This window comes from Sinorhizobium terangae, assembly GCF_009601505.1.
In the GTDB taxonomy this organism is placed as follows: domain Bacteria; phylum Pseudomonadota; class Alphaproteobacteria; order Rhizobiales; family Rhizobiaceae; genus Sinorhizobium; species Sinorhizobium terangae.
The window spans coordinates 76,854-97,420 of record NZ_WITC01000026.1 but is presented as its reverse complement, the minus strand read 5'-3'; the positions used below and the strand labels follow the sequence as shown (position 1 = coordinate 97,420).

At 62.2% G+C, this 20,567-nt stretch carries 17 protein-coding genes; 8 read left to right on the top strand and 9 right to left on the bottom strand.

Translation table 11 applies throughout. From position 1 onward, the window contains the following. Window positions 1-11: 11 nt before the first annotated feature. The gene (locus GHK62_RS05290; RefSeq protein ID WP_153437271.1) at window positions 12-1,094 is read right to left on the bottom strand and encodes a 4-oxalomesaconate tautomerase; all 1,083 of its coding nucleotides are present in this window, start codon (window positions 1,092-1,094) and stop codon (window positions 12-14) included. Window positions 1,095-1,205: 111 nt separating this feature from the next. Between GHK62_RS05290 and GHK62_RS05285 the strand changes: the two genes are divergently transcribed. From GHK62_RS05285 to GHK62_RS05255, 7 genes are all read left to right on the top strand, one after another. After that, entirely contained in the window at window positions 1,206-2,141 is a 936-nt protein-coding gene (locus GHK62_RS05285) for a LysR family transcriptional regulator (protein ID WP_153437270.1), read from the top strand. A 223-nt stretch (window positions 2,142-2,364) separates the two neighbouring features. Next, window positions 2,365-3,624 carry an ABC transporter substrate-binding protein gene (locus GHK62_RS05280; protein ID WP_153437269.1) on the top strand — a complete coding sequence of 420 codons (1,260 nt, stop codon included), beginning with the start codon at window positions 2,365-2,367 and terminating at the stop codon, window positions 3,622-3,624. Between the two features lie 80 nt (window positions 3,625-3,704). Continuing rightward, on the top strand, window positions 3,705-4,628 hold the full coding sequence (locus tag GHK62_RS05275) for a carbohydrate ABC transporter permease (RefSeq protein WP_153437268.1): 924 nt from the start codon (window positions 3,705-3,707) through the stop codon (window positions 4,626-4,628). Between the two features lie 5 nt (window positions 4,629-4,633). Beyond that, a complete protein-coding gene (locus tag GHK62_RS05270) occupies window positions 4,634-5,500 on the top strand; it encodes a carbohydrate ABC transporter permease (protein ID WP_153437267.1) in 867 nt (288 codons plus the stop codon). A 3-nt stretch (window positions 5,501-5,503) separates the two neighbouring features. Next, window positions 5,504-6,565, top strand: coding sequence for an ABC transporter ATP-binding protein (locus GHK62_RS05265; RefSeq protein ID WP_153437266.1), 1,062 nt, complete (start codon window positions 5,504-5,506; stop codon window positions 6,563-6,565). Continuing rightward, complete coding sequence (locus GHK62_RS05260) at window positions 6,558-7,319, top strand: formylglycine-generating enzyme family protein (RefSeq protein WP_153437321.1); 762 nt, start codon at window positions 6,558-6,560, stop codon at window positions 7,317-7,319. The genes GHK62_RS05265 and GHK62_RS05260 overlap by 8 nt, the downstream gene beginning before the upstream one ends. After that, a complete protein-coding gene (locus GHK62_RS05255; RefSeq protein ID WP_153437265.1) occupies window positions 7,298-8,302 on the top strand; it encodes a ScyD/ScyE family protein in 1,005 nt (334 codons plus the stop codon). The genes GHK62_RS05260 and GHK62_RS05255 overlap by 22 nt, the downstream gene beginning before the upstream one ends. A 13-nt stretch (window positions 8,303-8,315) precedes the next feature. Here the strand turns inward: GHK62_RS05255 and GHK62_RS05250 are convergent, their stop codons facing one another. From GHK62_RS05250 to GHK62_RS05225, 6 genes are all read right to left on the bottom strand, one after another. Continuing rightward, window positions 8,316-9,098: an ATP-binding cassette domain-containing protein gene (locus GHK62_RS05250; protein WP_153437264.1), complete on the bottom strand. Its 783-nt coding sequence runs from the start codon at window positions 9,096-9,098 to the stop codon at window positions 8,316-8,318. After that, the gene (locus GHK62_RS05245; protein ID WP_153437263.1) at window positions 9,091-11,343 is read right to left on the bottom strand and encodes an ABC transporter permease; all 2,253 of its coding nucleotides are present in this window, start codon (window positions 11,341-11,343) and stop codon (window positions 9,091-9,093) included. Before GHK62_RS05245 ends, GHK62_RS05250 begins: the two co-directional genes overlap by 8 nt. A 178-nt stretch (window positions 11,344-11,521) precedes the next feature. Then, entirely contained in the window at window positions 11,522-12,604 is a 1,083-nt protein-coding gene (locus tag GHK62_RS05240) for a substrate-binding domain-containing protein (protein WP_153437262.1), read from the bottom strand. A gap of 248 nt (window positions 12,605-12,852) precedes the next feature. Then, the gene (locus GHK62_RS05235; RefSeq protein WP_153437261.1) at window positions 12,853-13,869 is read right to left on the bottom strand and encodes an amidohydrolase family protein; all 1,017 of its coding nucleotides are present in this window, start codon (window positions 13,867-13,869) and stop codon (window positions 12,853-12,855) included. Window positions 13,870-13,909: 40 nt separating this feature from the next. After that, window positions 13,910-14,602: a class II aldolase/adducin family protein gene (locus tag GHK62_RS05230; RefSeq protein WP_153437260.1), complete on the bottom strand. Its 693-nt coding sequence runs from the start codon at window positions 14,600-14,602 to the stop codon at window positions 13,910-13,912. Between the two features lie 85 nt (window positions 14,603-14,687). Further along, window positions 14,688-15,677: an ABC transporter substrate-binding protein gene (locus tag GHK62_RS05225; protein WP_167528156.1), complete on the bottom strand. Its 990-nt coding sequence runs from the start codon at window positions 15,675-15,677 to the stop codon at window positions 14,688-14,690. A 252-nt stretch (window positions 15,678-15,929) separates the two neighbouring features. On the opposite strand from GHK62_RS05225, the gene GHK62_RS05220 reads away from it, so the two are divergent. Beyond that, complete coding sequence (locus GHK62_RS05220) at window positions 15,930-17,543, top strand: FAD-dependent monooxygenase (protein ID WP_153437258.1); 1,614 nt, start codon at window positions 15,930-15,932, stop codon at window positions 17,541-17,543. 64 nt (window positions 17,544-17,607) lie between these two features. On the opposite strand, the gene GHK62_RS05215 is transcribed toward GHK62_RS05220, so the two are convergent. Further along, window positions 17,608-19,116 carry an ethanolamine ammonia-lyase reactivating factor EutA gene (locus GHK62_RS05215; RefSeq protein ID WP_153437257.1) on the bottom strand — a complete coding sequence of 503 codons (1,509 nt, stop codon included), beginning with the start codon at window positions 19,114-19,116 and terminating at the stop codon, window positions 17,608-17,610. 11 nt (window positions 19,117-19,127) lie between these two features. Continuing rightward, on the bottom strand, window positions 19,128-20,366 hold the full coding sequence (locus GHK62_RS05210) for a cupin domain-containing protein (protein ID WP_153437256.1): 1,239 nt from the start codon (window positions 20,364-20,366) through the stop codon (window positions 19,128-19,130). Between the last annotated feature and the right edge of the window lie 201 nt (window positions 20,367-20,567).

Sequence of the window (20,567 nt, the reverse complement as noted above, 5' to 3'; positions counted from 1 at the left end):
GCCACTTCAAATTATGCCGCGCAAAACAGGCGCTTGGTAGGCTTCGCGAAAACCTGCCCCTCGAACAGGCGTCGCGCGGTTCGCAAGATGCCGGCGACGATCTTTCCGTCCCTCTCTTGCAGCTTCACATCGAGGTGGCCGCTTGGGTGTTCGATCGACAGTACAAGCGGTGGCGCGCGCACGCCGGTCAACCGGGAAGCCACGGTGTTCTTGGCGATGCAGGCCGTGGCTATTCCGACGGCGCCCGTGGTGGCAAGCGAGGGATGACATTGGTGCGGCATGAAGTACCGAACATTGATGTCGCCGTTGCCCTTGGACTTGCTGACCAACACTGGCTTCGGGGTGACCTGATCGCTTACGTCGCCCATGCCCATGCGCCGGCCGGCCTCCATCCTTAACGCTTCGATCCGGCCGAGCGCAGCCTTGTCGGCATTGAGTTCTGCGGCCGTTTCGTTTCCCGTTGCGCCGATCGCCTCCGCATCAAAAAGGACCATGGGCATGGCGCAGTCGATGCAGGTCACCGCGATGCCGTCGATGTATTCGAGGGATTGTCCGGTCGGGAACAATTTTCCGGTCCGCGCTCCGGCCGCGTCCATGAATGTCAGCGCGATTGGTGCGGCCTTGCCGGGGACACCGTCGATCGATGCGTCGCCAAGATAGGCGACCCTGCCGTCCGGCGTCGGAACCTCTGCCTCGATCAGCTTGCCGGTGTTCACATTGTGAATACGGACGACGGTCGTTGCGCCTCGCGCTAAAACTAATCCTGCTTCGATCGAGAAGGGGCCGACGGCGGCGAGCATATTGCCGCAGTTCGGCGAGGTGTCGACCATCTGCTGATCGACGCGCACCTGCGCAAAAAGATAATCGACGTCGGCGCCGGGGACGGTGGGGGGACCGATGATTGCGACTTTGCTGGTGACCGGATTGCCGCCACCGATGCCGTCTATCTGCAGGGGATGGCCCGAGCCCATCACCGAAAGCAGGATCTGGTCCCGCTCGGCCTGGTCCGCCGGCAGATCCGACGCGAGAAAGAACGGACCTTTGGAGGTGCCGCCTCTCATCAAGACGCAGGGTACGGAAATCAGGTCGTTCATCGCCAAAATCCACGAGACTTATGTTTACGCCGTATCAATGATCGGCTTTATTGCATTTAGCGGCAGCACGATTGATATGTGAAATGCAAATTTTTGGAGTATTGATCCGATATGAGCATCAATTGCGAGATCCTCGACCTGAGGGCATTTCTGAGCGTGGTGGAACTGGAAGGCTTCCACAGGGCGGCAGAGGCGCTCAATGTTTCGCAACCGGCCCTGAGCCGCCGCATCCAGAAGCTGGAGATGGCAATCGGTGCGCCCCTGCTGGAGCGCACGACGCGGCATGTCTCGCCAACGGCACTCGGAACGGAGCTGATACCGCTGGTGCGTCGCATGCTCGAGGAATTCGATGGGTCGCTCTTTGCCGTCAGGGACGTCGGTGTGCAACGAAGCGGCCTGGTGACGATCGCGTGCCTGCCGACGGCGGCCTTCTACTTTCTTCCCACTGTCATCAGGCAATTCAATGCCGAGTATCCAAACATCCGGTTTCGAATTCTCGACCTTCCGGCGACCGACGGCCTGCAGGCGGTGGCGCGGGGCGAGGTCGAATTCGGCATCAACATCATGGGCACCTCCGACCCCGACCTGATCTTCGATCGGCTGGTGGAAGATCCCTTCGTGCTCGCGGCACGCAAGGACCATCCACTCGCCGGCAGGCAAGAGGTTGGCTGGAGCGATCTGGAACCGTTCCGGCTGATCACTGTGCACCGGTCGAGCGGCAACAGAACGCTGCTCGACGCCGCGCTTGCGCGATCCAACATCAAGCTGCGCTGGTTCTACGAGGTCACGCATCTTTCGACCTCGCTGGGGCTCGTCGAAGCCGGTCTCGGTATTTCCGTGCTACCGCAAATGGCCACGCCGCAGGGCGATCACCCCTTCCTCGTAACCCGACCGATCCGCACTCCCGAAATTTCCCGAACGATCGGCGTCGTTAGGCGTCGGGGCGGGACGCTCTCTCCCGCCGCCGAGCGCTTTCTCGACATGTTGATCGGGACATGGAGAGTCGAATGCCGTCAACCCGAAGATCGGCCCCCCGCGACCTCCTAATTGCGTAAGGTGTCATCTAAGTTGTCGCTAATGTTGTGCTTATGAGGAAAGCGCGCAGTGTGATAAAATTATACTCGGGAGCAATTCCGGCTTAGGGAGGCGCCGGAAATTTTCAATCTGCCGTAACGCGCTTCGAAGCAGCGTCTCCGTCATGCCGGATAGGGTGGGGTCCCCCTTTCGAAAAAGCGGCCTCTGAATAACAACTCGGAATGGGAGGTGTATGATGGTTCGTAAACTGTTTCTCACCTTGGCTGCCGCGGCGTCCGCGCTCGCGATCAGCGGTGCCGCATGGGCCGATATCACGGTCCTCGTGCCATCCGGCAGCGAAGGCGACGGCCTGAGAGCCGCGGCCGCAGACTACGCGAAGATGAAGGGCACCAAGGTGGAGACCGTCCAGGCGCCCTATGCCAACGTTTTCGAACAAGGGGCCAATGCCGGCGCCACCAAGTCCGGGGTCTTCGATATCATCCTGATGGACGATCCTTGGATTCCGTTTTTTGCCGAAAACGGGCATCTGGAGGACCTGACGCCCTACTTCAAGAAGGCCGGACTGGAAGGACCGGACAACGATTTCCTGTCGAAGTCGCTGGCGATCTGCCGCAACCCCTACAATTCCGGGCCCTATGTCTGCCTGCCCTATGTGGGAAATGCGCAGATGTTCTTCTATGACGCCGCCAAGTACAAGGAAGCCGGCGTTGACGCCCCGAAAACCTGGGACGACGTGCTGAAGGCGAGCAAAAAGCTGACCGAAGACGGCGGCGGCCGCTATTTCGGCTATGTTTTCCGCGGTGGGCAGGGCAACCCGGTCGTTGCCGATTTCATGCCTATCTTCTGGTCCTATGGCGCCGATCTCTTCAATGCCGATCGGAGCAAGGTCACGATCGACACGCCGGAAGGTGCCGCCGCCATGAAGATGTTCATGGCGTTGCGCGATGTCTCGCCGAAGGGGGTCGAGAGCTACAACGCCAACGAGGTCGGCACGGCGCTTGCCGCAGGGACCTCCGCTTCGTCGATCAACTGGCCGAACTGGGTCGCGACCTTTGAGGATCCGAGCCAGTCGAAGATGGTTGGCAAGATCTCCTATACTGCTATTCCAGCCGGAACGAAGCCGGGCAGTTCGGAAATCGGCCATTGGACCATGGGCATCATGTCGGCATCGAAGAACAAGCAGGAAGCCTTCGACTTCATGCTTTGGGCAACGTCGCCCGAGCAGATCAAGATTTCCGCCGAGCGCGGCAATCCGCCCGTCCGGGCCTCGGTTTTCACCGATCCTGAACTGACCAAGCAGGAGAAATTCCGGCACTATCCGGTGCTGATGGAGGCGATCCAGGCTTCGACCCCGCGTCCGCGCCATCCGAAATGGCCGGAGATCGAAAATGCCTTTGGGATCGAACTCTCGAAGGCGGTCGCCGGCACCATCACGCCGGAGGAGGCGCTGAAGAACGCGCAGGCGGCGGTCGAGCAGATCACCGGCCTCAAATAGCCGGAGTTCTCACGAGCGGGGCTTTCGGGCCCCGTTCGCGTCGGGATTCGAGGTCGATAAGAGGTCTGCAGGAGAGACGGATGTTGAAATCCGCGGACGGCACATTGACCGCACAGTCTCAACCAGGTGGCGGGCTGGAGCGGTGGGCAGAGCGCCATCTGCGCTACCTGATGCTTGCGCCGACAGTTTCGATATTGCTGGCGCTGACGATCTTCCCGAGCCTCTACATGTTCTATGCGGCGGTTCACAGGATCAGCCCGAACCCCGATCTGCCGTGGGAGTTCGTCGGTACGGGCAATTTTGCACGGCTGCTTTCGGACGCGCAGTTTCATGTCGCGCTCCGCAACACCATCGTCTTTACCGTGGTGGCAGTCACGGTCGAATTTCTGCTCGGCCTCGGCCTCGCCCTGCTACTCGACAAGTTCATCCGCCGGCTGACGTTTCTGAAAACCGTGCTGATGATCCCGATGATGCTGCCGCCGATTGCGGTCGCCATCACCTGGAAGCTGATCTACGAGCCGCAATTCGGCGTACTGAACGAAATCATGTACCGCCTCGGTCTTCCCTTGCAGGCATGGGCGGGCGACGTGAACCTCGCGATGTTCTCGATCATTGTTGCCGACGTCTGGCAGTGGACTCCGTTCATATTTCTCCTGATGCTCGCGGGCCTGGCGAGCCTGCCGGTGGAGCCCTACGAGGCGGCCGCGCTCGACGGCGCTTCGTCCTGGCGACAGTTCTGGGACCTGACGCTTCCCTTCCTGAAGCCGGTGATCGCCATCGCGCTGCTGCTGCGGGTCATGGATGCGCTGCGCCTCTTCGACCTGGTCTTCATCCTGACCGGTGGAGGTCCGGCCGATCGCACCAAGGTGCTGAGTCTTTACATCTATCAGGTCGCTTACCGTTTCGCCGACCCCGGCTATGCGGCCGCGATATCGCTGTTCGTGCTGTTCGTGACGATCGTTCTCAGCACCTGGTTCATGAAACGAATGCGGCTGGCGGATTGAAGACGATGGCGACGAGAACCCTCCATAGACGCAGCCGTACGAGAGAGGTGCTCACGCGTCTCACGGCCTATCTCGCGATCGTGGTCGCATTGATCCTGACGCTCTTCCCGATCTATTGGATCGCCGCCAATTCCTTCAAGTTCGACATCGACATTTTCGCCGTGCCACCGGAATGGCTGCCGCGCAACCCGACGTTGAAGCATTACAACGAGGCCTTCATCCAGCGTCCTTTCCTGCGCTACGCGCTGAACAGCTTCCTCGTCGCGGTCGGGACGACGATCGTCTCGGTGGTTTTCGGCACCATGGCGGGTTATGCCCTGGCGCGGTTCAATTATCCGTGGCAGTGGCGCAAGCAGATCTCGTTCTGGATTCTTTCGACACGCATGATGCCGCCGATCGTCAGCATCATTCCGCTCTACCTGTTCTTCAACTACTTCGACATGCTGAACACGAAGTCGGCGCTCGTGATCGCCTACACCGCCTTCAACCTGCCGTTTGCGACCTGGATGATGAAGAGCTATTTCCAGGACCTCCCGGTCGAACTGGAGGAGGCCGCGGTCGTCGACGGCGACACCCGCTGGGGCGCCTTCCTCCATGTGGCCTTGCCGCTTGCCCGGCCGGGGCTTGCCGCGACCGCCATCTTCTGCCTGATCATTTCATGGAACGAGTTCCTGCTGTCCCTCATCATTACACTGACCGAGCAGTCGCAGACGCTGCCGATCGGCATTGCCGGGCGGGTGACACAGTACAACACCTATTGGGGCGAGATCAGCGCCGCCGGTTTCATGGCCTGCGTGCCGATCGTCATCTTCGCCTTCATCGTCCAAAAGCATCTTGTCCGGGGGCTCTCCCTTGGGGCTGTCAAGGGTTGAGCCATGGCGTCGGTCACCTTCAAGAACGTCTCGAAGAAGTTCGGCGAGTTCGTTGCAATCACGGATTTTAACCTCGAGATCAGGGACAGGGAGTTCCTCGTCCTGCTCGGTCCTTCCGGCTGCGGCAAGACGACGACCATGCGCATGGTCGCGGGGCTCGAGGAGGCGACGTCGGGCGACATCTACATCGACGCCGACCGCATCAACGGCGTGCTGCCCAAGTATCGTGACGTGGCGATGGTGTTCCAGTCCTATGCGCTCTATCCGCACCTGACCGTCGAGCAGAATATCGGCTATCCGCTGAAAATCCGCAAAGTTCCGCCGGCCGAAAGCAAGCAGCGGATTGTCGAGGTGGCACGGCGTGTCGAGCTCGACACGCTGTTGTCCCGTCTTCCCAAGGAGCTTTCCGGCGGCCAGCGGCAGCGCGTGGCGCTTGCCCGTGCGATCGTGCGCACGCCGCGCGTCTTCCTGATGGACGAGCCGCTTTCCAATCTCGATGCCAAGCTCCGCACCCAGATGCGTTCGGAGCTGAAGCATCTTCAGCATGAACTCAAGGTCACGACGATCTATGTCACCCATGACCAGATAGAGGCGATGACGCTCGCCGACCGCGTCGCCGTTATGAACAAGGGCGTGATCGAGCAGCTTGGGACGCCGAGGGAAATCTACAACGATCCGCGCACGCTTTTCGTTGCCGGTTTTATCGGCTCGCCTTCGATGAACCTCATCCCGGGGGAGGTACGGGACGGCGTTTTTGTGAGTGCTGGTCTGAGGGTCGGGGGGCTCGGCCGCGTGAGCCTTGCGCGCGCCGTTCTCGGCGTCCGCGCGGAGGACGTCCATGCCGCTCGCGCCGACGATCCCGACGTCAATCTGGTTGCGCCGATCTACTCTGTCGAACTCACCGGCGACAGTACCCTCGTCAGCCTGCGGCTCGGCGCAAAACTCATGACGCTTCGGGCCGACAAGAATTTTGCCGGCCAGATCGACCAGCGGATCGGCGTCAAGGTCGCGGCGGATCGGGTGTTTCTGTTCGACGGGGAGACACAAGCCCGTGTCGATGTCTGATCTTTGCGCCGCGGCACTCCTCCTTGCTTTCACACCTCACGCGGCTGCCGCCGATGCCGGACCGATCGCCGGCAATCCGCTGATCGGCATTCCCGCCGGTCCGTTTGTGTTCGGTCGCGACGATGGTCCCGAGAACGAGCGGCCGCGCCGCGTGCTCGACGGACAGGCCTTCGCCATCAACCGCACGGAGATCACCAATCGCCAATATCGCCGCTTCGTCGAGGAAACCGGTCATCGCTCGGCCTTCTACGCCAATCACCCCGCGCTCGGGCTGGATGACAGGCCGGTGGTCGGCGTGAGTTGGGGAGACGCGACAGCCTTCTGCCGTCACTACGGCCTATCTTTGCCGTCGGAGCGGCAATATGAGAGAGCCGCGCGGGGGGCAAACGGAGCGGCGTTTCCGTGGGGCGAGCATGGTAACGTGGTGCCGGCGAATTTTGGCACCGACGACTGCTGTTCCGGCGACGCGCGCGACGGCTATCCGATGACGGCGCCGGCGGATGCCTTTACCGATGGTGCAAGCGAAGAAGGCGTCCTCAATCTCGTCGGCAATGTCTGGGAGTGGACGAGCGACATCTACGCACCTTACGAGGGCAATGCCTCGGGAGAGAGCGCCGGGCAATACCGCGTACTTCGCGGCGGCTCCTGGAACAGCGATCCGAGCCACCTTACCACGACCTATCGCCTCGCCTATGATCCGGAATTCCGATTTGCAGCCAATGGCGGCTTCCGATGCGTTCGCTCCGAACCCTGATCACGGCGACCGGTCTTCTGTTCCTCGCAGCCGGGGCCGCCGCCGATCCCGTGGTCGCCCCCGGCTATAGGCTGGAAACCGTCAGCAAACCGGGCGCGGCTTTTTCCGGCCTTTCGCGCGACGGGGAGACACTGCTCGTCACCGATCTTGCCAGTGGCCGGCTCCAGCGGCGCGAGGCCAATGGTGAGCTTGTCGCCTTCGGTCCGGCTTTTCCTCACGGCCTCGACGTGATCGGCGACCCGACCGGCCCCTACCGCGTCGTGCGCGTTGGCGATGCTCTTGTCGTGGCTCAAGGGTGGACGCCGGTCGATGCCGGCGAAGGCCCGCTTGACCATGCCCTGGTGGCGATCGGTGACGACGGCAACACCCGCGTTATCAGCAGCGATTTCTGGAACCCTTTCGACTTCGCCGTCGTGAATGGAACCTATTACGTCATCGACTCGGCGCGAAACAGTGTCGAACGCATGCAGGCGGATGGTCGCAAGCAAACGCTCATGACCTTTCGCCGCCTGAAGCAGGAAACGACGGCATTGCAGCAACTTTCGCCGACGGAGTTCACGGACGAGAGCTACGAAGTCGATGCGGTGCCGACCGGCATCGCCCTTCGCGACGGGCGCATTCATGTCGCGCTGTTCGGTGGATTTCCCTTCCTCGACGGCGCGGGAAAGGTCGTGTCAGCTCCAGAGACAGGCGGAGCAGCGTCGCCGAGGGTCGATATCGAGGGCCTGAACGCGCCGGTGGCGATCGCCTTCGAGACGGATGGCGGCATGCTCGTCCTCGAACATGGCCGCTATGAGCAGAAGGAAGGTTTTCTGAAGGGCAGCGGCCGATTGCTCAAACTCGATAAGACGACGGGCACCCGGCAGACCGTTCTCGAGGGCCTGACACGACCGGTGGCGGTCCTTGTCTGGGACGAGCGGCGGCTTGTCGTCTCCGAACTCGCCGGCAATCTCCATTTCCTGACGCGGGAATCGAGGCCATGACGTCGATGAGCATTCAGGCGTTTCTTGCCCGATCAGCCGTGATCGCCTGCTCGCGCGTCCCCGAAACGATGATCTCCAGCACCTCGTGCTCGTCGGTGTTCTTGATGTAGCGGTCGCCGACATATTCGCCGCGCTTCAGCACCATGACGCGATCGCCGACGGCGAAAATGTCGACGAGGCGGTGGGAGATGATGATCTGGGCGACACCCTGCCGCTTCAGTTCGAGCATGGTCTCAAGCAGCCGCTCGGTCGCCATCACCGAGAGGTTGGCTGTCGGTTCGTCGAGGATCACCACGCGCGGCTCGAACGAGATCGCTCGGGCGATCGCCACCGATTGCTGGCGGCCACCCGACAGGCTCTCGACCTTCTGATAGACCGAGTTCACGTCCACCTTGAGGCGCTTTAACACGCTGTCGGCTTCCGCATACATGCGCCGCCGGTCGACGAAGAGCCCACGCCGCGGCCAGCGACCGAGAAAGATATTCTGGCCGACGTCCATGTTTCCGCAAAGGGCGAAGTCCTGGTAGATCATCTCGATGCCCGCCGCGCGGCTTTCATGCGGGCTCTTGAAATAGACCTGCTCGCCGGCAACGAGAATCTCGCCCGCGTCACGTTGATAGGCGCCGGTCAGGATCTTCATCAGCGTCGACTTGCCGGCCGAGTTGTCGCCGACGAGGCCGAGGATTTCGCCCGGGTAGAGCACGAGATCGACGCTGCGGAGCGCCTGCACCGCACCGAAGGCCTTTTCGATGCCGCGCATCTCTACGAGCGGAGGACTTCTGGGGGTATCAGGCATGGCTGGTCTCCGGCGCTCGCTGGCGCGCCATGCGCTCGCGCAAGCGGCCAAACAGGTTGGCCTGGCGGACCCAGATGTCGACCAGCACCGCGATGATCAGGATGCCGCCAATGAAGACGTTGATCCAATGCTGCGGCATGCTGAAGCCCTGCACATTCAGTTGCAACAGCGCCCGCACGAGCGTGATCACGGCCGCGCCGGCGAGCGCGCCGATCATCGTGCCGTAGCCCCCGAAGATCGAACCGCCACCGATGATGACCGCGGCGATCGCATCGAGCTCACGGAACTGGCCGGCGACCGGGTTGAAGCTGCGGAAATAGGCGACGTTGATGATCCCGGCCATGGTCGCGCAGAGAGCGGCCAGAAGAAGCGAAAGGAAGCGCACCCGATTGGTGTTGATGCCGGCATAGGCGGCGGCGCGGATGTTGCCGCCGGTGGCATAAACCTTCTGGCCGAACGGTGTGTAGGCAAGGACGACGCCGGCGACGAGCGCGACGAGGAGCATCCAGATCGTTTGCACGCTCACGACCTGGGCGATTGCGCGCAACAACCCTTCCGGCAGCACGATCCGCATGTGGAGGAGAATGTCGTTTACCTTGCGGCCCAGCAGGTTGTAGCCCTCGGGCCAGCCCGTCAACTGCTGGCCGGCGACGAACCAGGCGGCGAGGCCGCGGGCGATGTAGAACATGCCGAGCGTGGCGATGAAGGCCGGCAGCTTGAAACCGACGGTAACGACGGCATTGACGAGGCCGGCCGCCATACCCGCTAGAAGACCCATCGTCACGGCGGTGACGGGATCGGCGCCGAGCACCTTCAGGAAATAGGCCGCCGTGCTGCCGGCGAGCGCGAGCACCGCGCCGACCGAAAGATCGATGTCGCCGGCGGCGATGACATAGACGAGCCCGACCGTGATCAGTGCCAGTTCGGTATAATTGAGCAGGATTGCGAAAGTATTGGAGAGGTGCCACCAGTAGTCGGGACGCAAGGCAACACCCGTCAGCCACAGGAGCACAGCCAGGATGATGGCGAGCGCATCCCGGCGGGCGAAGAAGCGGCCGAACGCCGTCGCCGACACTTCAATGTCGGTCGCCATCGCTCCCTTGGTCTGGACGCCCTCCAATGCCACGCCGCCGATCTCGTAGGCCGGCGGCGGCGGCTGGCCGCGCAGCCACGCCCAGAACCGGCCAGCAAGCTGACGACGAATGAGATGAGGCTCGATCAGCACGGCGATGACGAGCAGGAGCCCGAGGAACACGAGTACAGCGCCCGCCGGCAAGGTGTATCGGGCATTGACGGCGATGCTCTCGCCGTCGATCACGACGGTTCGCGTGATCGACCAGCCCTCGCGCAGCACTTTGTCGATCAGCACGACCACGGCGGTGCCGAGGCAGGAGCCGATCACGCGGCCGCGCCCACCAAGGATCGACGCCCCGCCAATGATGACGGAGGCGATGACGGTAAGCTCCCAGGTAACGCCGTAGAGAGGCGTCACGCCCTTGTCCTGAGCGGCCGAGAGCAGTGCTGCAAGGGTCGCCGAGAGCGACGAGATCAGATAGGCCCGGATGCGCACCCAACTGGTCGGGATGCCGGCATAGATCGCCGCCTGTTCGTTGCCGCCGGTGGCGAAGGTCTCGTAGCCCCAGCGGGTCTTGCCGAGCACAAGCGCACCGACCACGGCGACAACAGCGAAGATGACGATCTGGTTGTTGAAGCCGAGGACGTTGCTCTCACCGAGGTGGAAGAAGAGCGGGTAATCCTTTGCTTTGCCTGAGTAATAGATCGCCTGGCCGTGCGTCAGTGCCAGCACGAAGCCGCGGCCGATGAAAAGCATCGTCAATGTGGCGATGAATGCCGGCACCTTGAGGATCGTGACGAGTGTGCCGTTGACGAGTCCGATCAGGGTGCCGAGGAGCACGCAGAGGATCACCGACGTTGCGATATCGAGATCAAGAAAGCTCGGCGCGAAGAGCCGGGCAAAAATCACGGCGATCAGCCCGTAGGTCGAGCCGACTGACAGGTCGAGATCCTTGTTGGCGATGACGAAGGTCATTCCGACCGCGATGATCCCGACGCGGGACGTGTCACGCAAAAGCGCGTGAAGGGCCCCTGTCGACCCGAAGAAGGCCGGATTGACAAGCGCCCCACCGAAATAGAGCAGGGCGAGGAAGATCAGGAGACCAACTTCCCAGCCGCCGAAAAGCTGCGGTGGTGCACGGCCGAGCGATGTCGTCGTCGTGAGCGCCATAGGGTCCCTATCGGTCGGTCCTTGCCAACGGAGGCGGGAGAGACGCACCCTCCCGCCATTGCACAAATGCTCCTACAGCGCCGCGCGCCTTATCAGACGCGCAAAGAAGCGGCTGTAGCACTTTGAATCGCTGCATGTTTTTACCTTTAGTTCGGATGAGGAAACATGCAGTGCAGCCTCAGTTCTCGAAGCGCTTGCCGACCTTCGCGACCGTATCCTTCGTCACGAGCTGGGCGCGTGTGTCGAGATTGGCGGCCGAGATGCCACGGTCGATCTGCAGGTAAAGCTGCATCACCGGCCAGAAGCCCTGCAGGAACGGTTGCTGCCCGAGCGAGCCGGTCAGGTTGCCGGCAGCGATGCCTTCCTGCTGGGCCGGACCAAGGTCGAAACCAAAGGCGCAGAACTTGTTTGTCCACCCCTTCTGTTCAACGGCCTTGACCAGCGGCGGTGTGAAGACGTTGTTGGCGGTAAAGGCGCCGACCACGTCACCGCGCGACTCGAAAAGCGACACAAGCGCGTTGACCGGATCGTTCGGGTTTGTATCGATGCCGACGTTCTCCGGACCGGCATCGACCTTGAAGGTGTCGAGCTTGCCGGCATCCTTCAGCGTCTTGACGATTGCGTTGAAGGCGGCGGTAACGCGGTTGTTGACCTCGATATTGCCCATCGCGGTCGACGACGGCAGCAGAATCGACCCGGACGTGGCGCCGCTGTCGAGCACGCATTTGGCCAGCGCCTCACCGCCGATCGCGGCAGCCGAAGCGTCCTGGCCGGTATGGCTGATGCTGCTGCGGTTAACGATCGTGCCGTCGAAGGAATTGGTCGTGGCGACCGGAATGCCTGAGGCCTCGGCGGCCTTGACGATGTCGTTATAGGCCCCGGCCTGCGGCGTCGTCATGATGATCCCGTCGATCGTCGGATCCTGCACGATCTGGTTCAGGATCTCGATTTCGCGGGCGGGATCGTCCACCGGCGACTCGGAGCCGAGCAACAGGATGTTGGCGCCGATCATGTTGCCGGCGACCTTGGCCCCGACATAGACCGGATCGAAGAAGCCGTTGCCGGCCGTGTGGGTGACGATGGCAAAAGTCAGATGGCCGTCGGCCGAATGGAAATTCTTCGTTTCTGGCGCTTCCTTGGCCGCTTCATCGAAGTTGTAGCCGCCGACTGCCTTTTCGACGCTGCCGGATTGGGCAAAGCTGTTTTGGGCGCAAAGAGATAACGCCGCGACCGACGCCGCGTACAGTAGAACTCGCCTCATGTTGGTCCTCCCTTGTGGTCAAGGGTCGGAAGCCGTTCGGGCGGATGTAACGAGAGGGTCCGAAAAGCTTCCTCCCATTTGCCAAGATGCTAATATTCTGCGCATTCCGGTCGAAGTAAATGGTGAACTCACCAAATTGTCGTATTTATTAGGCCGGTTCGCGTTCGATGATCGGTACGGGTGATAACGTCTTGCGCTGTCGACGCCGGCGGGGCGCACCCATCGCCGGCGTCGACTGCCCCCAAACTTCAATGCGGGGAAAGCCCGAACAGCGCCTGAGCATTGCGGAAACAGAGCTTTTCGAGATCCTCCTTGGGCAGGTCGAGGCTGTTCAGGATTCTCAGCGTGTCGCGGATATAGCCCGGGCCCTTTTCCGGATCGAATGGCGAGTCGGACGCAAAGAGGATGCGGTCGCTGCCGTAGAATTCGAGACCGCAGAGCGTCGCCGCGCGCGAGCCGAATACTGCGGTGTCGGCATAGAAATCCTTGAAATAGTCGAGCGGGCGCTTCTTCAGCCGCTTGAGCACGAGCGACAGGTCCTCGTCCGAGGTCCGCTTGCCGAGCTGGTCCCAGCCGGGACCGACACGCCCTTCGAAATAGGGGACCATTGCCCCCATGTGATGGGCGAGAACCTTGAGAGCCGGAAGCCGGTCCATGAAGCCGGAAAAGACGAGGCGGGCCATGGCAGCGCTGGTCTCGTAGGGCCAGCCGAAGGTCCACCAGATCTCGTATTTCGATTTGTCCTCCGTCGCATAGTCCGGCATGGACGAGGTCCGGGACGGGTGGAGCAGCACAGGCTTGCCGTGGCGGGCAGCGGCTTCGAAGATCGGAAAAAAGCGCTCCTCGTCGAGCGGCGCGCCGTTGACGTTGGTGTGGATCTGCAGGCCGTTCGCGCCGAGTTCGGTGAAGGCGCGCTCGGCTTCCCTGACGGCCGCTTCGGGAGCGTTCATCGGGAGTGCGGCGACGAAGCCGGCGAACCGCTCCGGGTGCTTCTCGACGAGTTCCGCCAGGCCGTCATTGCCGAGCTTGGCAAACTCGGTTGCCAGTTCCGGACCGCCCATGGCTTCGAGCGGCGGCATGCCGAGCGAAAGGATCTGCGTATAGTCCCTGAACTCGTCCATGACGCGGAAGCGAGCCTCCAGGTCGTAGATACAGGGGATGCCCTGCATCCTGCGGCCGATGTCCTTGCCGGCCCCGTCGAGCTGTTGGATCCTTTGCCACAGCGCTTTCGGGAAAAAGTGATTGAACGCATCGATGTAGTGCATCGTCTTCCTCTTGGTGCGATTTGCTGGTGGGTGCCGATGATCAGCCGCGCTTCAGGCGCCGGACGAGATAGGCGAAAGTGGCCTTGAACATTTCTTCGCGGAACATGTGCCGGCGCTTCGCCTTGATATCCTCCGGCTTGCCGAGCGCCTTGGCGCCGCCCGCCGCCTCGACCCAAAGCTGCATCATGCAGGCGGTTTCGAGCGAAAGCGCTAGGTAGATCGCCTGTTCGATGCTGGCGGCGGCGGTGACGATGCCGTGGTTCTGGAGCAGCATGGCGCCGTGGCCGCCGAGTGTCGCGGCAACCGCGCGGCCGCGTTCGGCCGTGGTGATCAGCTCGGTCGTCTCGGAAAAGACGGGCAGCCCTTCCGAGAAGATCGACCCGGCATGGCCGATCGCCTGCAATGGCTTGCCGAGTGCGGAGAAGCTGACGGCGTAGGGCGCATGCGTGTGGACCACGGCATTGATGTCGGACCGCGCCTTCAGCACCTCCGAATGGATGTAGACCTCGTTGTGGCGGCCGAGATCACCGGCGATCTTCTCGCCGTCGAGGCCGACGGTGATGAGGTTGTCGAGCGTGATTTCCTCAAGGCCGATCTTCGAGGCCTTCATGTAGAAGCGATCCGGCGCATCCGGCACGCGCACGGAGATATGGCCGCGCGTCCAGTCGCCCTGTCCGGCCTGTTCGAGGATCTTGCCGGCCTCGACCATTCTCTGTTTCACGTCCTCATGCATCGTCTTTTGCTCCGATGGCTCATTGCACAGGAAAGGATTACCGCTCGGGAGGGCTGCTCCGCCCGGGTCTTGCAGGTCGCAGGCGCTACACACGGTGCTTGTCCCCCCGCTTGCGACCCTGAGACACGTCGAGGAAAAGCTCGGAGAGCGGCACCTTGCGATCGATCAGGCCCTGTTCGTGGGCATAGCCGACAACGGTTTCGAGCGTCTTGCGGTTCTGGCCGTCGAGCCCGTAGGCCCACGGATCGTCGCCGAGAATTTCCTGCTGCTCCTCCCAGGCTTCGCGGTACCAGGCGAGCGGCACGATGCGCGGGTTTTCCATTCGCCGCATGGCGATGCGTTTCGCCTCGTTGAACGCTTGATAGAGATTGATCGGCACCCACGGATGGCGCTCGACAATCTCGGGCCGAATGCCGAGAACATGCATGATGGGGAAAATGCCGGTCCGCTTGTAATAGGCGATCTCCTCCCGCTTGTAGTCGGGGAAGAGCCGGCCGACGCGGGGATCGCGCCTAACGATGGGCTCGATCAGGTCGGGATGGAGGAGCGCGTCGATCTCGCCGTCGAGCAGCATCTGTTCGACCGACTTGTCGTCGGGCAGGCGGTGAAGCCGGAGCCCTTCCGGCGGCGTGAAATCGACATCCTCGTCGAGTTCGGCATACCAATCGATCGATTTGTGCGGGACGCCGTACTCGCTTTCGAGAACTCCGCGCAGCCAGAGCGTCGCGGTGACGAGATAGCTCTTCACGCCGACCTTGCGGCCGATCAGATCCTTCGGTTCGCGGATTCCGCTTCGGGTGTTGGTGAAGATGAAGCCGTGTCGGAAGCGGCGATGCAGGAAGACCGGGATTGCCGCGAAGGGCAGACCCCGTGTCTTCGCGGCGATGTAGGACGACAGCGACACCTCGGCAACGTCGAATTCGCCGTTCCTCAGAAAACGCCAGTGACGCGTCGTCGAATCCATCTCGGTCAGGATCGTCATTTCGATCCCGTCCGGCCGTACGTCTCCCTCTTTCAGTGCCCGCACGATCTCGTAATCGCCGCAGGCGAGCGTCAGCTCGATCTTTTTCGTCACCCGTTCCTCCCACCTCATGCGAGCCCTGCGGCATCAGCGAACGCACCATGCGCCAAACGCGATTGGAATGTCCAGCAGAATCTCACTATTTCTCGTAATATGAGATTTTATGATTTTCCATTTGACGAATGAAATAATCTGAAAGTACAAGTCAGCATCCCTATCAAACAGCGCTTCCGGCATCCTGGCTATGAGCGGGGCGAGTTCGCTAGGTCCGGTTGGGTCGTCAACAAATGGTGATGGAATCTTAGCATGCGCGAAACGGATGTCCTTATTGTCGGTGCCGGACCTGTCGGGCTGACGCTTGCGATCGATCTCGGCCAAAGGGGCGTGCGCTGCACGCTGATCGAGAAGAAGGCGGCGCCGGAGTTCTTGCCGAAGATGGAGCGCTGCAACGCGCGTACGATGGAGATATTCCGGCGCATGGGGCTTTCCGAGCGGATCAGGGCGGCCGGCCTCGATGTCTCGATCCCGATGGACGTTTATGTCGTGCTGGCGATGAACGAACCGCCGCTGTTGCGCCTGCCTTATCCGTCGGTTGCCGAGTCCCTGGCGGAGATCGCGCGGAGCACAGATGCCTCGCAGCCGCTCGAAGCCTATCAACTCATTTCGCAATATACGCTGGAGCCGCTGCTGAAATCGGTCGCCGAGAGCCTGCCGAGCGTCACCGTGCGTTATGGCTGCGAATTCCTGTCGCTCGAACAGGACGAAGGCGGCGTGACGGTACGGACCGCGGATGCGACGGGTGCGATCGAGCATTTCCGCGCCAAGTACCTGGTCGGTTGCGACGGCGGCGGGAGCCCCGTACGCAAGCAACTCGGCATCAAACTGCGCGGCGAGGGCAACCTTCTGCACCTGCGCCAGGCGCTCTATTACAGCGAGACGCTCTATGACCGCATTCCGATCGGGGACGGTCCCGGGCGCGGGCGGCACTATCATGTCGCCGACGGGCAGGCGACGTTCCTCATCATGCAGGATTCGACCAAGCACTGGACGCTGCATGCCGTCGTCGAACGCGACGAGGATATGACCCAGCAGTTCGAGAAGGCCGTCGGTGCGCCGCTCGACTATACGATGCTCTATGTCGGGCAGTGGAAGCAGAACCTGCTTCTTGCGGATCACTACGGCGCCGGACGGGTCTTTCTCGCGGGAGACGCGGCGCACCTCGTGATCCCGACCGGTGGCCTTGGCATGAACACCGGCGTCGGTGACGCCGTCGATCTCGGCTGGAAGCTTGCGGCGGTGCTGCAGGGCTGGGGCGGACCCAACCTGCTGCGCTCCTACGAGATCGAGCGACGGCAGGTGGGTGATCGGAACGTCGGCGCCTCGCGCTATGCCTCGCTCGGCCGACGCAAGTGGCGCTCTGAGTACCGGCCGGATATCCGCGACGCGACGCCGGCGGGCCAGGCGACGCGCGACAATCTCGCGCGTGTCGCAGACGTCGAGCAGCGCAAGACAAACGAGATGATCGGTGCCGAGCTCGGTTATCGCTATGTCGGCTCTCCTGTCATCACCGATGAGCCCGGAGGACCGGAACACCTCTTCCGCGAGTACCATCCGACTACCTGGCCCGGCGCCCGGCTGCCGCATCTGTGGCTCGACAACGGCGAGCCGGTGCAGGACCGCATCGGCCAAGGCTATACGTTGCTGAGGCTCGGTGGCACGGGCGCCGACGACGGCGCTCTCGGCAAGGCTTTTCGCACTCGTGGCGTGCCGTTCGGGACGATCGATATTGCGGAGCAGAGGGCGCGCGATATCTATGGCTACAATCTCATCCTCGTGCGCCCCGATATGCATGTCGTCTGGCGTGGGAACCAGGCGCCGGAGGACGCGGCCGCACTCGCGGCCATGGTGACAGGCCACTGAACGGCAAATGCCGCGAAGCCTCCGAGGCTTCGCGTCAGGCGTAGACAGCGGTTGATTGCTGCGCTCAGTCGCGGTCGAAAGCTTCATGGCCGAGACCGAGGCTCGGGAAGACCAGCGACTTGATCACCACCGGTACGGCGCCGGACGTTTCGAGCATGGCGCCGATGTCGATGAAATCGAACTCGTCGAGCTTGATGCCGTCGATGGAGACGAGTTTCGAGATGCCGGCCTCCTGTTTGCAGTGCATTCCGACAAGGCCACCGATATCGCCTTCACCGACGAGGATCAGCGGATGACCGCCTTGAAGGATCGGCGCCAGGCCTTCCACAATGCCGCGACAGAAACCGGCGAGGCGCCGATAGCTCGCCGAGCCTTCCCATTCGTAACAGACGGCCACCGCACTCTCGCCATCGCTGAGATCGAGCCGCGCCAGGCTCTCCCGCACCGCTTCGGCGATGGCGGCCGCATCGATCTCTTCATCGAAGACGAGCGCCGGCTTGATGACCGGCACGTTGCGCACCGGCAGCATGTCGAGCGGATCGACGAAGATCGTGCTGCCGCTCACCTGCACCGTATATTGCGAGGCGCCGACGACGGTTGCGCGGATGCCCTGTTGGGGCCGCTCCAGCCGCGGAGACCAGTTCGCCAGGCGCTGCCGAAGTTCCAAGGCAAGAAGGGGACCGAGATCGCTGAAATCCTGTTCCGCATCCGCATAGAGGAATTCGGAAACACCGCCCGAGATCATCACGACGTCGGGCGTCGGACCGGCCGGCAAAGGAGGCAACCGATGGAGGTCAGTGGTTTGCCGCCGCATCTCGCCCCCCTGCATGGCCTCGAACAGCACGTCGACCATCGACGCGGCGATGCGTTGAGCATCCTCGGCCGTCAATATGGCGCCGAGGTTGACTGCGACCCCCGCGCGACGCGCAAAATAGTAGCCTGCCTCTTCGATCCGCGTGATGCGACGATCGGCGTCGAAGGCGATGACGCGCGCGCCGACATCGATGGCGCTGATATTCCGGATCGCGCCGTTTTCGCAGAGCGCGAGCTTGGACGTGCCGCCGCCGATATCGACATTCAGCACCCGCTCGCCTTTGCCGGAACGCGCAACCGCGCCCGAGCCGAAGGCGGCGAGCGTCGTTTCCAGCCCATCTCCGGCGCTGACGACGACGAACTTTCCGGTCTGGGCGGAAAAGATCTCGCCGATCGCGCGGGCATTGCGGCGGCGGACCGCGACGCCGGTCAGGATGAGAGCACCGGTGTCGATCGCTTCCGGCTTGAGACCGGCTGCCTCGTATTGCTCGGCAATAAACGCGCCGAGTGCCTCCGCATCGATCTCGTTGTCGCCCGCATAAGGCGTCAGCAAGACCTCGGACTGATGCAGCAGCGTGCGCTCGACCACCATGTATCGCGTATCGAGCCGCTCGAGCACGATACGCGAAAAGGCAAGGTGAGAGGTCGACGAACCAATGTCGATGCCGACGCTGGTCAGCCGGATCTCGTCCTCGAGTTCCATGCTGCGGCCGACATTCGAAAAGAATATCCGGCCGCCCTGTTCTTCTTCCTCTGACATCACTTCGCCAATCAGACGACCGTCGACATCTTCTTGGTCGTGTCGGCCGGCTTCTCGTACCATTCCGGCTTCATGCGGATGTCCACGCCGTTCCGCTTGAGATGCGCCTCGTATTCGTTACGGATGAAGGGATCTTCCATCCAGTAGGGGATGGCGGTGCCGCCCTCATTGACGTCGATCGCCGTATAGTCGGTATGCTTTTCGCCAGGTGCGCCCGGATCGCGGCCGGGGTTGTGCGGGCCGAACCAGGCCATCAGCCGGAAGGGCTCCTTGGAGACGCTGAAGTGCTGGTGGTACCAGCGGGCGCCGCCAGGTGCCGCCGTCACCATGCCGAACGGGCCGTAGTCGAGGCGACGCACCTGGTCGGCGTGGCCGTCCTTCCAGGGGTTGACGCCGTATTGTTCCGGCCAGGTATAGGTATAGCCTTCGCCCTTCAGGCAGATCAGGATCGCCGCCGAGGTGTGGGCGTGCGCCTTGGAATAGCGGCCGTTCTCGTGCTGGCCGATCCAGTAATAGAAGGTATTGTTGGTCATGAAAGGCTCGACGCGGCGGTAGCCGGGCGAGCGACGGTTATCGAGCGGCAGTTCGCAGTTGACGGCGTCCGGCAGGAAGTTCGTACGCCGCATGGCGAGACCACGCACTGGATCGGGCTCGATCTCTTCGCGATATTTGTAGAAGTCATCGGCGCCCGAAAAGCGGTCGCGGAAGACGTAAGGGTTGTTGAAGACGGCGTCGACGTTCTGGATCTGGTTGAGCACGTTCGGCGCCGTCGTGCCGCCAAGCAGCAGCGCCGGGCTGTTGGTGGCATTGACGATGCGGTGCCATGCATTCATCGGGATGGAGAACATGGAGCCCTCCTGCCACTCGAAGACATGCTTGCGGCCCTCGCCCTCGAGCCAGACCTCTGTGGAGCCGCGTCCTTCGACCACGATGTAGATTTCCTCATACATGTGCTTCTCGGGATTGAGCGCGCCGGCGGCGGGAATCTCAACGAGGTGGCAGCCCCATTTGGTTTCAGTGCCGTAGAGTTGGATATAAGTGCCGTTGCCGCCCGTCCGCTTCCACGGCTTCAACGGCAGATTCTTCACGCTCGAAACACCGAGATCGCGAAAGACCGGAATGCCTTCCTCTTCCATGAACTGGTCATAGGGCGTCGGCTGCTTCTTGAATTCGCCGAAGCCAGCCTTCTTGGTGCCGGCGGGCTCGTGCCAATGCGTACCGGTGCCGCCGCCAAGTGGGTCCTGATGCATTCCTGTCTCCTCTCGGTTGTCGCAGTCGGGCAGGGCGAGCCGCGCTCGCGCCGGGGGAAGCGTGTCTGCTCCGGATTGCCCGTTTCAGCCAAAACGCTAACAGACGGAGGAAATGACGGTAGTGCGTTTTCGGAAAGGCCTCCTTTCCGATCCGATCGAAAGTCTGCGCGGACATTGGCAAGCAGAGAGGGCGCGTACTGC